Source organism: Bradyrhizobium sp. YR681, assembly GCF_000282615.1.
Lineage (GTDB): Bacteria > Pseudomonadota > Alphaproteobacteria > Rhizobiales > Xanthobacteraceae > Bradyrhizobium.
The window spans coordinates 38,538-50,800 of the sequence record NZ_AKIY01000248.1 but is presented as its reverse complement, the minus strand read 5'-3'; the positions used below and the strand labels follow the sequence as shown (position 1 = coordinate 50,800).

The following is a 12,263-nucleotide window of genomic DNA, read 5'->3' as shown; positions in this document are numbered from 1 at the left end:
CCGGCGGTCGAGCCGGCGGTACTCAGCGTCGGACATATCCACGCCGGCGCCTTCAGCTCCCCGAATGTCATCCCGGCCGAAGTCGTGATCACCGGAACCGCGCGCTGCTTCTCGGCCGCAGTACGCGATATTCTCGAGCTGCGGCTGCGGCAACTGGCCGAAGGCGTCGCGGCAATCCAGGGCTGTAGCGCCGAGGTCGTCTACAAGCGCCGCTATCCGCCGCTGGTCAACACCGCAGCGGAAGTCGCGGTCGCAGCCGAGGTTGCCGCGGGCATCGTCGGCTCCGAGAACGTCGACACCAACATCCCGCTCAATACCGGCGCCGACGACTTCGCCTTCATGCTGGAGCAGCGTCCGGGCGCCTTCATCCGGATCGGCAACGGCAGCGCCGAAGACGGTCCCTGCCACCGGCTGCACACGCCGCTCTACGATTTCAACGACGATGTGCTCGCCCTTGGCTCCACCTACTGGGTCAGCCTGGTGCGGAAAGAACTTGGCGTGGCAGCGTAATCCGTAGCGCCTGCGCCGATCACGCGCCCAGCACGTCCGCGAGCCGCAACTCGGCGGCGGCGGGATCCTTCAAGAACAACTCGGCCTCGATCTCGTTCAGGTGCGACAGCATCTGCGCACGGGCGGCCTGCTTGTCGCGCTTGCGGATCGCGGCAACGATGCCGGCGTGATGATCGGTGCCGCAGGCCGGCGTGTCGTGGCGGCGGTAGAGCAGGATGATGAGCGAGGAGCGCGCGATCAGTTCCTTGAGGAAGCCGAGATAGATGCTGTGGCCGCTCATCTCGGCGACGAGCTTGTGAAATTCGCCGGAGAGCCGGACCGAAGCGCGCGCATCGCCGCGCAATTCCGCCTCGCGCTCCTCGGCAAGGTGTCGCTGGAGCCGATCGAGCCAGGCCGGCGAGACCGCGTCGATGGCATGATCGACGATGGTGGGCTCGATCAGGCGGCGCGCCTCGAAGACTTCGCGCGCGTCGGCGGGCGTCGGGCGCGCGACGAAGGCGCCGCGGTTCTTCTCGATGTTGACGATGCCTTCATGCGTCAGTTGCTGGAGCGCGGTGCGGACCAGCGTGCGGCTCGCACCGTAGATCTCGCCGATCTCGTCCTCGCCAAGCTTGGTGCCGGGCAAGAGGCGATGCTCGAGGATCGCCGCGGTCACGCCCTCCCTGATCCGGCTGACGCGATCGCTCACGTCTGGGGCTTCGGATTTCGGTCGAGTCTTGGCGGCCATCAGCTGGACGGATTGGGTTTGAGGGCTCGGTCGGAGAATATTAGTCGAGCAGCTGTATCCAATCACAGGCGAAAGATTATACAATCTACGCCCGTTTTGTGTGCAGACTATTGCCCACGCGGCAAACCGCCTCGCTACGCCGGATTCGGTCTAACAATCTGACTCCGCTTCATTGTTCTGGAATTTTAGCGGCCGAGGGCTGTTGGCACGGACCTTGCGGAGAGAACCGCAACATCGCTCCTCCTCGGACACGCCATGGCCACTCCTGCCGCTCTCGAACTGGTCGCCGTCACCAAGCGCTACGACACGACGCTGGCCGTCGACACCGTCAACCTCAAGATCCCCGCCGGCACCTATTGCTGCCTGCTTGGCCCCTCCGGCTGCGGCAAGACCTCGACCCTGCGCATGATCGCGGGCCATGAGGCGGTCAGCGAGGGCGACATCATCCTCGGCGCGCAGAACGTCACCGATCTCGAGCCCGCCAAGCGCGGCACGGCGATGATGTTCCAGTCCTACGCCCTGTTTCCGCACCTCTCGGTGCTCGACAACGTCGCATTCGCCCTGAAAATGCGCGGCATCGACCGCGCCACCAGGCACAAGCGGGCCGGCGAATTGCTCGAGCTGGTGGCGATGACCCCCTATGCGGCCCGGCTCCCGGCACAACTCTCCGGCGGCCAGCAGCAGCGCGTCGCACTTGCCCGTGCGCTGATCACCGAGCCGCAGATCCTGCTGCTCGACGAGCCGCTGTCCGCGCTCGATCCGTTCCTGCGGGTGAAGATGCGGGGCGAATTGAAGCGGCTGCAGCGCGAGCTCGGCATCAGCTTCATCCAGGTCACCCACGGCCAGGAAGAGGCGATGGCGCTGGCCGACCACATCGTGGTGATGAACCAGGGCAGGATCGAGCAGCAGGGCACCGCCCGCGACATCTTCCACCATCCCCGCACCGAATTCGTGGCGCGCTTCATCGGCGGCCACAACGTCCTCAGCGACGCCGGCAGTCTCATCGCCGTGCGCGCCGATCAGCTCGGCATCGTGCCGTTCACTGACGGCGCCTACGGCGCGCCGGCGCTGCTGACCCAGACCGAGTACCAGGGATCCTATGTCGCCGTATCGCTGACGCTCGACGACGGCACCGCCCTGTTCTCTCACGTTTCCGAGACCGCCTTCGACGTTCACCCGTTCCGACCGGGCGATCGCGTGCTGGCCACCTGGGATCCCGCCAAGGCGCAGCGCCTGCAATAGCGCCCTCGTTTTAGAAAATGCGCAACACAGAGGAGTGAGCGATATGACCGAGACGACCAAGACAACCGGCGTCAGCCGCCGCACGCTATTGAAGGGCACCGCGGGTCTTGCAGGCCTTGCCGCCGGCTCCGGCGCCATCACCGGCTTTCCCTATGTGAAGTCGGCCGATGCGAAGGTGCTGCGCTATCTCGGCACCGCCGTGAACGAGGGCGACGATATCTCCAAGCAGTGCCTGAAGGACACCGGCATCAAGATCGAATACATCACCGCGACCACCGACGACGTCACCAAGCGCGTGATGACCCAGCCGAACTCATTCGACGTGCTGGACACCGAATATTTCTCGCTGAAGAAGCTGGTGCCGTCGGGCAACATCCTTGCCCTCGACGCCAAGAAGATCAAGGAATTCGACAACATCACGCCCGTCTTCACCAAGGGCATGACGCCCGGCGGCAAGAAGATCGGCGGCCAGGGCACCGCGCCCTGGAAGGTGCTGTATCTCGAAGGCAAGGACTCCAAGAAGTTCGCGACCTCGGCGACCGAGTTCGTCACGCTGATCCCGACCGTCTACAACGCCGACACGCTCGGCATCCGGCCCGACCTGATCAAGCGGCCGATCAGCTCCTGGTCCGAGCTGCTCAATCCCGAATTCAAGGGCAAAGCGTCGATCCTCAACATCCCCTCGATCGGGATCATGGATGCCGCGATGGTCGTCGAAGCCACCGGCAAGCACAAATATGCCGACAAGGGCAACATGACCAAGGAAGAGATCGACCTTACCATGAAGGTGATGACCGAGGCCAAGAAGGCCGGACAGTTCCGCGCCTTCTGGAAGGACTTCAACGAGAGCGTGAACCTGATGGCATCGGGTGAAACCGTCATTCAGTCGATGTGGTCGCCGGCGGTGACCAAGGTCCGCTCGATGGGCATCCCCTGCACCTTCCAGCCGCTCAAGGAAGGCTACCGCTCCTGGGCCTCGGGCTTCTGCGTCTCCAAGGGCGTGTCGGGTCCCAAGCTCGAATGGGCCTATGAGTTCGTCAACTGGTTCCTGTCAGGCTATGCCGGCGCCTATCTCAATCGCCAGGGCTATTACTCGGCCGTGCTCTCCACCGCGAAAGCGCACATGGAGCCGTACGAATGGGCCTACTGGATGGAAGGCAAGCCGGCCGAAAAGGACATCAAGGCGCCCGACGGCTCGCTGCTGGAGAAGGCCGGCGCGGTGCGCGACGGCGGCTCCTACGAGGACCGCATGGGCGGCGTCGCCTGCTGGAACGCCGTGATGGACGAGAACGACTACATGGTCCGCAAGTGGAATGAATTCATCGCGGCGTGATGGACATGTCGGAAGAAGTTCTGCAACAAGCATCCCCGGGCTTGATCCCGGGGTCGGGCACAGCGCGCGCCGCAAAGCCGACGCGCCTGTCGCCGTCCTTCGTCTCCTGGCTCCAGGCCGGGCCGATGATGCTGGTGTTTCTCGCCTTCTTCCTCATCCCGCTCGTCTTCGTCGTGATCGTCTCGTTCTGGGACTACAACGAATACCAGCTGCTGCCGGCTTTCTCCGGCCGCGGCTACACCGATACGTTCGAAGGCTGCATCGCGCAGCTCCCCGACCTCTGCACGATCGGCAAGACTTATCTGAAGACGCTCAAGCTGTGCTTCCTGGTCTGGGCGATGACGCTCTTCATCGGCTTCTGGGTCGCCTACTTCCTCGCCTTCCACGTCAAGTCCAAGACCTGGCAGATGGGATTGTCGTTGCTCTGCACGATCCCGTTCTGGACCTCCAACGTGATCCGCATGATCGCCTGGATTCCACTGCTCGGCCGCAACGGCCTGGTCAATTCCGGCCTGATCAAGACGGGCCTGATCAACCATCCCGTGGAATGGCTGCTGTTCTCCGAGTTCTCCGTGGTGCTGGCACTCGTCCACCTCTTCACCTTCTTCATGGTGGTGCCGATCTTCAATTCCATGGTGCGCATCGACAAGTCGCTGATCGAGGCCGCCTATGACGCCGGCGCCACCGGCTTCCAGACGCTGGTCAACGTCATCATTCCGCTCGCCAAGCCCGGCATCGTGATCGGCTCGATCTTCGTCATCACCATCGTGATGGGCGACTTCATCACCATCGGCGTGATGGGCGGCCAGCAGATCGCGGCGGCCGGCAAGATCATCGAGACGCGCGTCAACGCGCTGCAATTCCCGGCAGCGGCAGCCAATGCCGTGATCCTGCTGATCATCACCTTCCTGATCATCACCATGATGTCGCGCATCGTCGACATCAAGAAGGAGCTCTAGAGCATGAAAGAAGGACGCCCGCGCTCTTTCTACGTGCTCGCGATCTTCTTCGCGGCCTACACGCTGTTCCTCTATGGCCCGATGATCGCGATCTACGTGCTGTCGTTCCAGGGCCCGCAGGGCGGCCTCACCTTCCCGATGAACGGCGTGTCGACCTTCTGGATCGCAAAACTGTTCCAGGGCACCGGCATCGTCGATCTCGGCGCGGCCTTCCGCCGTTCGCTGCTGCTCGGCGTCATCGTGATGATCGTCACCGTCGTGCTGTCGGTCGCCGCCGGCATGGCCTTCCGCCGCAAGTTCAAGGCACAGAGCATCCTGTTCTATTCGGCGATCGCGAGCCTTATTGTTCCTTCCATTATTACATCGCTCGGCATCTCCCTTGAATTCCGCATCATCGACGATCTGATCAAGGCGCACTGGAACGAGAATTTCGAGACTTCGATGGGCCTGCTCACCTCGGGCCTCGGCGCGCACCTGACCTGGACGCTGCCGTTCGGGCTGCTGATCATGTTCGCAATCTTCAACCGCTTTGATCCCAGGCTCGAAGAAGCCGCGCGCGATCTCGGTGCGACGCCATGGCAGGCCTTCCGCCACGTCGTGCTGCCGATCATTTTGCCCTCGGTGATCGGCATCGGCCTGTTCGGCTTCACGCTGTCCTGGGACGAGCTCGCCCGTTCCAGCCAGGCGATCGGGGCCGTGAACACGCTGCCGCTGGATCTGCAGGGCCTCACCACGACCGTGACGAATCCCGACATCTATGCGCTCGGCACCGTGATCTCGGCCGTCTCGTTCACGGTGATCAGCCTTGCGCTCGGCACCATCCACGTGCTCAACAAGCGGCAGGCGGCCAAGGGTTCGGACGCCGGCAAAGGGCTTGTCTGATCTGATGCGACTTCACGTCGTCAATCCCAACACCACTGTTACGATGACGGCGAAGATCGCCGCCGCGGCGCGCAGCGTCGCCCTGCCCGACACGGTGATCGATGCGCGACAGCCCGCGATGGGGCCCGTCTCGATTGAGGGGTTCTACGACGAAGCCTTCGCCGTCCCCGGCATGCTCGGCTGCATCCGTGACGCCGATCGCGACGGCGCCGACGCCCACATCATCGCCTGTTTCGACGACACCGGGCTCGATGCCGCGCGCGCCGCGGCGAAGGCGCCGGTGATCGGCATCGGCGAAGCCGGCTTCCACATGGCCAGCCTGATCGCCGCGCGCTTTGCCGTGGTGACGACGCTGGGTGTCTCCATCGTGCCGCTCGAGCACAATCTGAAAAAGTACGGCCTCGCCGATCGCTGCGCCCGCGTCCGCGCCGCAGAGGTCCCGGTGCTCTCATTGGAAGAGCGCAATGCCGACGCGCTCGCAAAAATCTCCGCGGAGATCACGGCCGCAATCCGCGACAACCGTGCCGAAGCCATCGTGCTCGGCTGCGCCGGCATGGCCGATCTCGCCAATGAACTCGCCGCCACGCATGGCCTGCCCGTGGTCGACGGCGTCGCCGCGGCGGTGACGCTGGCGGAATCACTGGTGCGGCTCGGGCTGAAGACATCGCGGCTCGGGCCCTATGCGGCGCCACGCTCGAAGACCTATTCCGGGCCGTTTTCGTCGTTTCAGCCCTGAATCCCCGCCATCCGGCACGAATGCCCGGGTGCAAAGCCAGGTTCGGACTGCTTTTTTGGCCTTCAGCCTCTTTTTGGTCCCAATTGTTGCTGAACAGTAACACTTTCGGGACACCCCGGCCGCCGCTTTCGGGCTGCCGGTCTTCGCCACTCACCAAGTTTCAATTTGGGTTTTGTCAGCGATGATCGATCTCGCAGAGGACACACCGTCCAACCCCCTGCTTCGCCTTGGCGCCCAGCCGATCGCGCTGACCGCCGCCGCCCTTCTCCTGCTGATCGCGGGCGTGACCTCGATCGCGATCTGGCGCGCCTATACCGGCGCTGCGCCGGAGCCCGATCGGGTGGTGGCGTCGCGACAACTCCAGGCGCGCACCGCCCAGGCTTCCGAGCAGCTGGTCGAAAAGACCAAGGGGCTGGAGGCGACCCAGCAGGAATCGATCGACCAGCTCCAGGTCGTGCAGGATCAGCTCCAGAGCGTGAAGCGGCTGCTCGCGGCCCAGCAGGCCGATACCAAGCGCCTGTCGGAGCAAGTGACGACGCTGAACGAATCCATCGACGGCTTGCGCCAGTCCTTTGCCAGTGCCCGGGCCACCGAGGTCGAGACGCCGTCGGTTACCCGCAGGAAACCGGCACGCCACCGCGTCCATGCCAGCGCGCGCAAGCGCTCGCGCGGCTAAGAGCAGCCCTCTGCACGCCGGCTTAATTTTCTGACTTGTGAACTGGATCACATTCGCCCGTATGATTCCGAGCGATGCTCGCCGTCACCGGATGGCGTGAGCCGATTTTAATGTCCGGGGCTGGCAAGGTCGTTGACGGTATACTGCGTCAACGACCTTGTTTTTTAGTGGGCCCGCAGCTCTTCCCGCCTCACTCGCAGACGTCGACGCGGCGGTATCGCCATCCTGCAGGCGTCATCACACGCTTGCGGACGACGTAGCAGCCGCCATAACCGCCATCGTCGTAGCCGGTACCATAGTAATAGGGACCGCCATAATAGGGGGAGCCGTAGCCATAATAGCCGCCGTAGTAGCCGGCACCGGCGATGCCTGCCCCGATCGCGACGCCGGGCCAGAAGCCGCCATGCCAGTGGCCGCCGTGGCCCCAGCCGCCGCCGCCGCCGCCGTGACCCCAGCCGCCACCGCCATGGCCGAAACCGCCTCGCGCCTGTGCCGCCTGCGGCACCGACAGCCCGACCACCGCGACGGCCAGTGCCGCCATCATCATCTTCCGTAACATCACTCGATCCTCCGCGTGGACACGCTCCACGCTTCAAGCAGGACCAAGCTAGCGTCATCAGGGCATTGGTGACAGCGCGCCTGCCTCACTTCCGCGCGAGCATCAGCAGCCGCGGCAGATGCTCTTCAGCTTCTTGTCGAGCATCCGGTTTTCGGTATTGACCGTCGCATCGGCGCTCCCTGCCCCGCTCCCCGTGGTGACCCCGGGGGACGCACCGGATGATTGCGCGGTACCGAGGCTGTTGGTGCCAGGCGGCGGAGCGGAAGAGTTGGCGACGCCGCCAGTCGATCCGCCGGAGCCGGCCGTGCCGCCGGTCGCTTGCGCGAACGCGACGGCCGGCATCGCGGCGAGACTGAGGATCACGATCAAGGTCTTCATCGAAACGGTTGCGGTCGATCCTGCCATTGGAAATTCTCCTTCACCGATCAACGGCTGCAGCGAAGACCAGTTCCGGAACAAATGCCGTTCGATCAGCTTGAAACCAGGAGGCAGCCAATTGGGACGCGACAGGATGGCAACGTTTCAGGAGTTCGCGGACGAAGCCTTTGCCGACCTGTTGAAGAAGCACGGCATCCCGATCGACCCCAGGGCCGCGATGCGCAAGAGCGCTGGGCGCAGTTGTGAAGCGGACAAGCCCGCCGCGCGTTCCGAAGCCAGAAAGGCCAAAGCACGATGACCGATCGAGATCCTTTTGCAGAGGGCGAACGCGCCGCGCGCGAAAACTTCCCGGCCGAGGCCAATCCTTACCTCAACGGCAGCGACGAGCATGCGCTCTGGTCCGCCGGCCACGAGAAGGTCGCGGGCGCCATGGAAGCACGCGAATCCGAGGGAAGCTGACGCCTCGCTCGCTAGGCGGCCGTCGCCATCTTCTCGGTGCGGTCCTCGACCATGGTCACGAACATGTGGGACTCTTCGCCCGCGCCGCCGATCTGGACCCGGCGGGCCGAGATCACGCGGCGCCCGCGGGTGGGATTGTCGATGGTGTCGATGATCGGCTCGAGCTGCTGCTTCTGTGCCAGAAGCTGCTGGTCGCGCCGCTCGATCAATTCGGCGGCCTCCGGCGAGAACAGTTCGCGCGCGGTCTTGCCGATGATCTCGCCGCGCGACATGCCGATCATCTTCTCGGCGGCCCTGTTGACGAAGACGTAGCGCTGGTTGCGGGCATCCTTGGCGATGATGCCCTCCGCCACGTTCTCGATGATGGTGGCGAGGAAGCGTTCCATCCGCTGAAGAATGCGCTCGCGCTGACGCTGCTCGGTGACGTCCTCCTGCACCGACACCCAGCCGCCCCCGTCCATCGGGCGCTCGTAGATCCTGATGATGCGACCGTCATTCAAGGTAATTTCCGAGGTCGCCGGCTCGCGCCTGACGATCCGGTCGAGCACCGCCGCGAGAAATTTCTCGATGTCGCCGCTGAACAAGCCACTCGTGACCCGGTGCTGGAGAATTTCCTTGAGCGTCGATCCGGCCTGGATCGTCTCGGGCAGATTGTAGATCCGCCGGTAGTTGCCGTTCATCGCGACCACGTTCGCCTTGGCGTCGAGCATGATCAGGCCCTGCGGCATGCTGTTGATCGCAGCCGACAGCTGCCACTTCTTGGCCTGGTACTTGTCGTTGAACTGATCGCGCTCGGTCATCGCCGCGTCGCGCGCCTGCGCGGTGCCGAGCTCGAGCTCTTCCAGCTCGAAGATGCGCGCCACCGCATCGCGGAAATGCTGCACGGCGCGCGCGAGATGCCCTATCTCGTCGTGACGGCCCAGATGCGGCACCTTGCTCTTGACGTCGCCGTCCGCGATCCGGTCGGTCGCCTGCGTGATCTCGGCGAGTGCCCCGACCACCGAGCCGCGCATCACGACGACGTTCAGCCCCGCCAGAAGAAGAGCCGCGAGCCCAAGCACGAACAGATAGGCGGCGGCATAGTGATTTTCGTTGGCGAGCTCGTCCGCCTGACGGGCGCGCTCCCTGTAGATGCCTTCGAGCGTCTCGAGATCGCTGTTGAGCTTGTTGCGCAGCGTCCGGTTGGCATCATTGTCGCCCAGTTCGCGCGCTGCGGCCGCACTGATCTCGAGCCCGCGCCGCATCAGCTCCTGGCGGAACTCGATGAAATTGGCGATGCGCTGACGGAAGCCGGCGAATTGCGCGGCGTCGTCGTTGCCGACGGTCCGCTCCATGTTCTTCACGGCGTCGGCGAGCTCGCGGTTGCGGCGCACCAGCCCGTCGGCGAACTGCTTCATCGCGCTGCGATCGGCGGACATGTAGATGCCGCGCGATTCCATCACGATGGCGTAGATCAGCGTATTGATGCGTCCGACGCTGATCGCCGCCTCGGCGGAAGAGGCATGCATGTGACGGTAGGTCGTCTGCAAGCGCACCGACTGGATCGACATCACGAGCAGGAAGGTGGTCACGATCGCCAGGAAGCCGGCGATGCTGTAGACCTTCTCCGCGACGCTGAGCGTGTCCGCGCCGCGCGCGAAACGAACAAACTTCTTCAAAAGTTGGGTTCCGGCATCGAGCCGGGATCCCAGCGCCGCAGCGTCCATGGCGCCGCCTCCGTGGTTGAGAAGGCTCCACGGTACCCCTGTAGCGCTAGCGGAGGCTTAAAGTTCGCGCCGGTATTTTTACGGTACGGAACCGCGGCAAAGCCAGCCCGGGGGCGGCATCGGCGTCTCAGCCGATCCGCTTCAACCCCTTCGTGAAGCGCGGGCCGTTGGCGACATAGAACCTCGCCGCGCTCCCCATCTTCTGGACCTGGGCGTCATCGAGCGTGCGGATCACGCGCGCGGGCGAGCCGATGATCAGCGAGCGCTCGGGGAACTCCTTGCCTTCGGTGATGACGGAACCTGCGCCGACGATGCTGTTGCGGCCGATCCTGGCGCCGTTCATCACGATCGAGCCCATGCCGATCAGCGCGCCCTCCTCGACGGTGCAGCCGTGCAGGATGACGTTGTGGCCGACGGTGCAGTTCCTGCCGATGACCATGGGGAAACCGAGGTCGGTGTGGCAGGTCGAGCCGTCCTGCACGTTGGCGCCCTCGCCGATCTCGATCCATTCATTGTCGCCGCGCAGCACCGCACCGAACCAGACGCTGGCGCCCGGCTTCAGGCGCACGCGGCCGATCACGGTGGCGGTCTCGGCAATGAAATAATTGCCGTCGGCGGGAAGATCGGGCGCCTGCCCGTCGAGCTCGTAGATCGCCATCAAGGTCTCCTGTCAGGTTGACCCAGCCATAGCGAAACGGCGGCCCTGAAGCAAAGGGCGGCCTCGAAGGCGTGTCAGCCCAGCACGCCGGTCGCGCGCAGCGTCATCAGGAAGAAGGTGCCGCTCATCATGCTCCAGAAGCCGGCGATGACGGTCGCCATCATCACGAATTCCACGCGGCGGCTTTCCACCCGCATGCCACGCAGCGTGTTGCGCATGATGATGAAGGGCGCCGCGAACACCAGGAACGGCACCGCCGCGAACGTCCTCGGCGCCACGCCGTCCTGCAATAGGCCGAAGCCGGCCGGCCGCTGCGTGGCGGCCTGATATCCGCTCACGAGCGCGCCCGCGAGCGCGAAACCGATGCAGATCGAGAAGAAAGTATTGAGAGCTTCAGGTGTCATCGGAACGGTCCGCCCTTACGCAACGCGAGGTACCTTCCTGTGACAAAGAGTGCGGGTTAACGCTACATTATCCTTAAGCGAAGGTTAACGCCGCCGCCCGGCCCACGCAGGGCCCTCCCCGGTCCCTGCAGCCGGGAACGCTGCGCGAATTCGCCGCCGCATGGCATATTCGCCGCTGATTCGTCGGCCACCGGCCGACTTCAGGTCCCACGCGCGCTTCCATCATGACGGTGTTTTCGGCAGCCTCCCCTCGTTCTCTCCGCACCCGGGCGCATGTCGTGCCGATCGTGCTCGGCGGAGCTGCGGCGGTGGGCGCGATCGCGCTGGTCGCCTATCTGCTGTGGCCGACCTGGGGCACGAGCGGCGCGAGCGCGCCGGACAAGCTGCCGGTCAGCGTCGGCGGCACGCTGTTCAACCTGCCGGCAGCCGCGATCCGGATGAAGATCCAGCGCCACTCCGGACCGCAGGAGCGCATCGACCTCGACTTCCTCTATCCCTCGCTGGAGCCACCCGGCGCGCCGAAACACGTCACCGCCGATGCGGTGGAAACGACGATGCAGCCGATCGACCGCATCTTCCTGTCGATCGCGGCGCATCACGATGCGCTCTCGCCCGAGCAGCGCACGGCCACGATCTATCCGCGCTATCTCGACCAGGCCACGACCCCGCCCGAGGACGGGCTGACGATGCGGACGTTCCGCGCCGAGACGCCTTACGGCAGCGAGGACTTCTATTCGGCCGCAAGCCCCGCGCTGACCGCGCGCTGCACGCGCGATGCATCCACGCCCGGCATGTGCCTGTCCGAGCGCCGCGTCGGCGGCGCCGACCTCACCTTCCGCTTTCCGCGCAGCTGGCTGTCGCAATGGCGCGACGCGGCGCAGGCGATGGACAGGCTGACGGCGCAGCTGCGCGGGCCGAGGGGCTGAGTGCGCGACTCAAGACAAAAATACGAAAACAACCCCATGCACAGTAGCCAAGCCTCTGTCATGACTTCGTATTTTTTGCCATTTCGTATTTTTCGAATTATGACTTGA

At 64.5% G+C, this 12,263-nt stretch carries 16 protein-coding genes; 10 read left to right on the top strand and 6 right to left on the bottom strand.

Annotation, left to right across the window (positions count from 1 at the left end; translation table 11 throughout):
* Positions 1–510: M20/M25/M40 family metallo-hydrolase (locus PMI42_RS27070; protein ID WP_008140087.1), on the top strand; the 510-nt coding region annotated here is incomplete at its 5' end.
* A 19-nt stretch (positions 511–529) separates the two neighbouring features.
* On the opposite strand, the gene PMI42_RS27065 is transcribed toward PMI42_RS27070, so the two are convergent.
* Positions 530–1,237, bottom strand: coding sequence for a GntR family transcriptional regulator (locus PMI42_RS27065; RefSeq protein WP_008140083.1), 708 nt, complete (start codon positions 1,235–1,237; stop codon positions 530–532).
* 255 nt (positions 1,238–1,492) lie between these two features.
* Between PMI42_RS27065 and PMI42_RS27060 the strand changes: the two genes are divergently transcribed.
* The 6 genes from PMI42_RS27060 (at position 1,493) to PMI42_RS27035 (ending at position 7,065) form a co-directional block, all read left to right on the top strand.
* Positions 1,493–2,479, top strand: coding sequence for an ABC transporter ATP-binding protein (locus PMI42_RS27060; protein ID WP_008140081.1), 987 nt, complete (start codon positions 1,493–1,495; stop codon positions 2,477–2,479).
* Between the two features lie 43 nt (positions 2,480–2,522).
* Positions 2,523–3,812, top strand: a complete 1,290-nt coding sequence (locus PMI42_RS27055) for an ABC transporter substrate-binding protein (protein WP_008140079.1) — start codon at positions 2,523–2,525, stop codon at positions 3,810–3,812.
* Positions 3,812–4,771, top strand: coding sequence for an ABC transporter permease (locus tag PMI42_RS27050; protein ID WP_008140076.1), 960 nt, complete (start codon positions 3,812–3,814; stop codon positions 4,769–4,771). The genes PMI42_RS27055 and PMI42_RS27050 overlap by 1 nt, the downstream gene beginning before the upstream one ends.
* A gap of 3 nt (positions 4,772–4,774) precedes the next feature.
* Positions 4,775–5,653: an ABC transporter permease gene (locus tag PMI42_RS27045; RefSeq protein WP_008140074.1), complete on the top strand. Its 879-nt coding sequence runs from the start codon at positions 4,775–4,777 to the stop codon at positions 5,651–5,653.
* A gap of 4 nt (positions 5,654–5,657) precedes the next feature.
* A complete protein-coding gene (locus PMI42_RS27040) occupies positions 5,658–6,389 on the top strand; it encodes an aspartate/glutamate racemase family protein (protein WP_008140073.1) in 732 nt (243 codons plus the stop codon).
* 181 nt (positions 6,390–6,570) lie between these two features.
* A complete protein-coding gene (locus PMI42_RS27035) occupies positions 6,571–7,065 on the top strand; it encodes a hypothetical protein (RefSeq protein WP_008140071.1) in 495 nt (164 codons plus the stop codon).
* Positions 7,066–7,255: 190 nt separating this feature from the next.
* Here PMI42_RS27035 and PMI42_RS27030 read toward each other — a convergent pair whose 3' ends face one another.
* Together PMI42_RS27030 and PMI42_RS27025 are read right to left on the bottom strand one after the other, a co-directional pair.
* Positions 7,256–7,624, bottom strand: a complete 369-nt coding sequence (locus PMI42_RS27030; protein WP_008140068.1) for a hypothetical protein — start codon at positions 7,622–7,624, stop codon at positions 7,256–7,258.
* Positions 7,625–7,726: 102 nt separating this feature from the next.
* A complete protein-coding gene (locus PMI42_RS27025) occupies positions 7,727–8,029 on the bottom strand; it encodes a hypothetical protein (protein WP_008140066.1) in 303 nt (100 codons plus the stop codon).
* A gap of 106 nt (positions 8,030–8,135) precedes the next feature.
* Between PMI42_RS27025 and PMI42_RS27020 the strand changes: the two genes are divergently transcribed.
* The gene (locus tag PMI42_RS27020) at positions 8,136–8,300 is read left to right on the top strand and encodes a hypothetical protein (protein ID WP_008140064.1); all 165 of its coding nucleotides are present in this window, start codon (positions 8,136–8,138) and stop codon (positions 8,298–8,300) included.
* A complete protein-coding gene (locus tag PMI42_RS40140) occupies positions 8,297–8,461 on the top strand; it encodes a hypothetical protein (protein WP_008140062.1) in 165 nt (54 codons plus the stop codon). The genes PMI42_RS27020 and PMI42_RS40140 overlap by 4 nt, the downstream gene beginning before the upstream one ends.
* Before the next feature lie 11 nt (positions 8,462–8,472).
* On the opposite strand, the gene PMI42_RS40135 is transcribed toward PMI42_RS40140, so the two are convergent.
* From PMI42_RS40135 to PMI42_RS27000, 3 genes are all read right to left on the bottom strand, one after another.
* Positions 8,473–10,167 carry a PAS-domain containing protein gene (locus tag PMI42_RS40135; RefSeq protein ID WP_008140059.1) on the bottom strand — a complete coding sequence of 565 codons (1,695 nt, stop codon included), beginning with the start codon at positions 10,165–10,167 and terminating at the stop codon, positions 8,473–8,475.
* Between the two features lie 127 nt (positions 10,168–10,294).
* Complete coding sequence (locus PMI42_RS27005) at positions 10,295–10,825, bottom strand: gamma carbonic anhydrase family protein (RefSeq protein ID WP_008140056.1); 531 nt, start codon at positions 10,823–10,825, stop codon at positions 10,295–10,297.
* Positions 10,826–10,899: 74 nt separating this feature from the next.
* Positions 10,900–11,229, bottom strand: coding sequence for a DUF6949 family protein (locus PMI42_RS27000; RefSeq protein ID WP_008140054.1), 330 nt, complete (start codon positions 11,227–11,229; stop codon positions 10,900–10,902).
* Positions 11,230–11,453: 224 nt separating this feature from the next.
* Here PMI42_RS27000 and PMI42_RS26995 point away from each other — a divergent pair, with 224 nt between their 5' ends.
* Complete coding sequence (locus PMI42_RS26995; RefSeq protein WP_008140053.1) at positions 11,454–12,155, top strand: hypothetical protein; 702 nt, start codon at positions 11,454–11,456, stop codon at positions 12,153–12,155.
* Positions 12,156–12,263: the final 108 nt, after the last annotated feature.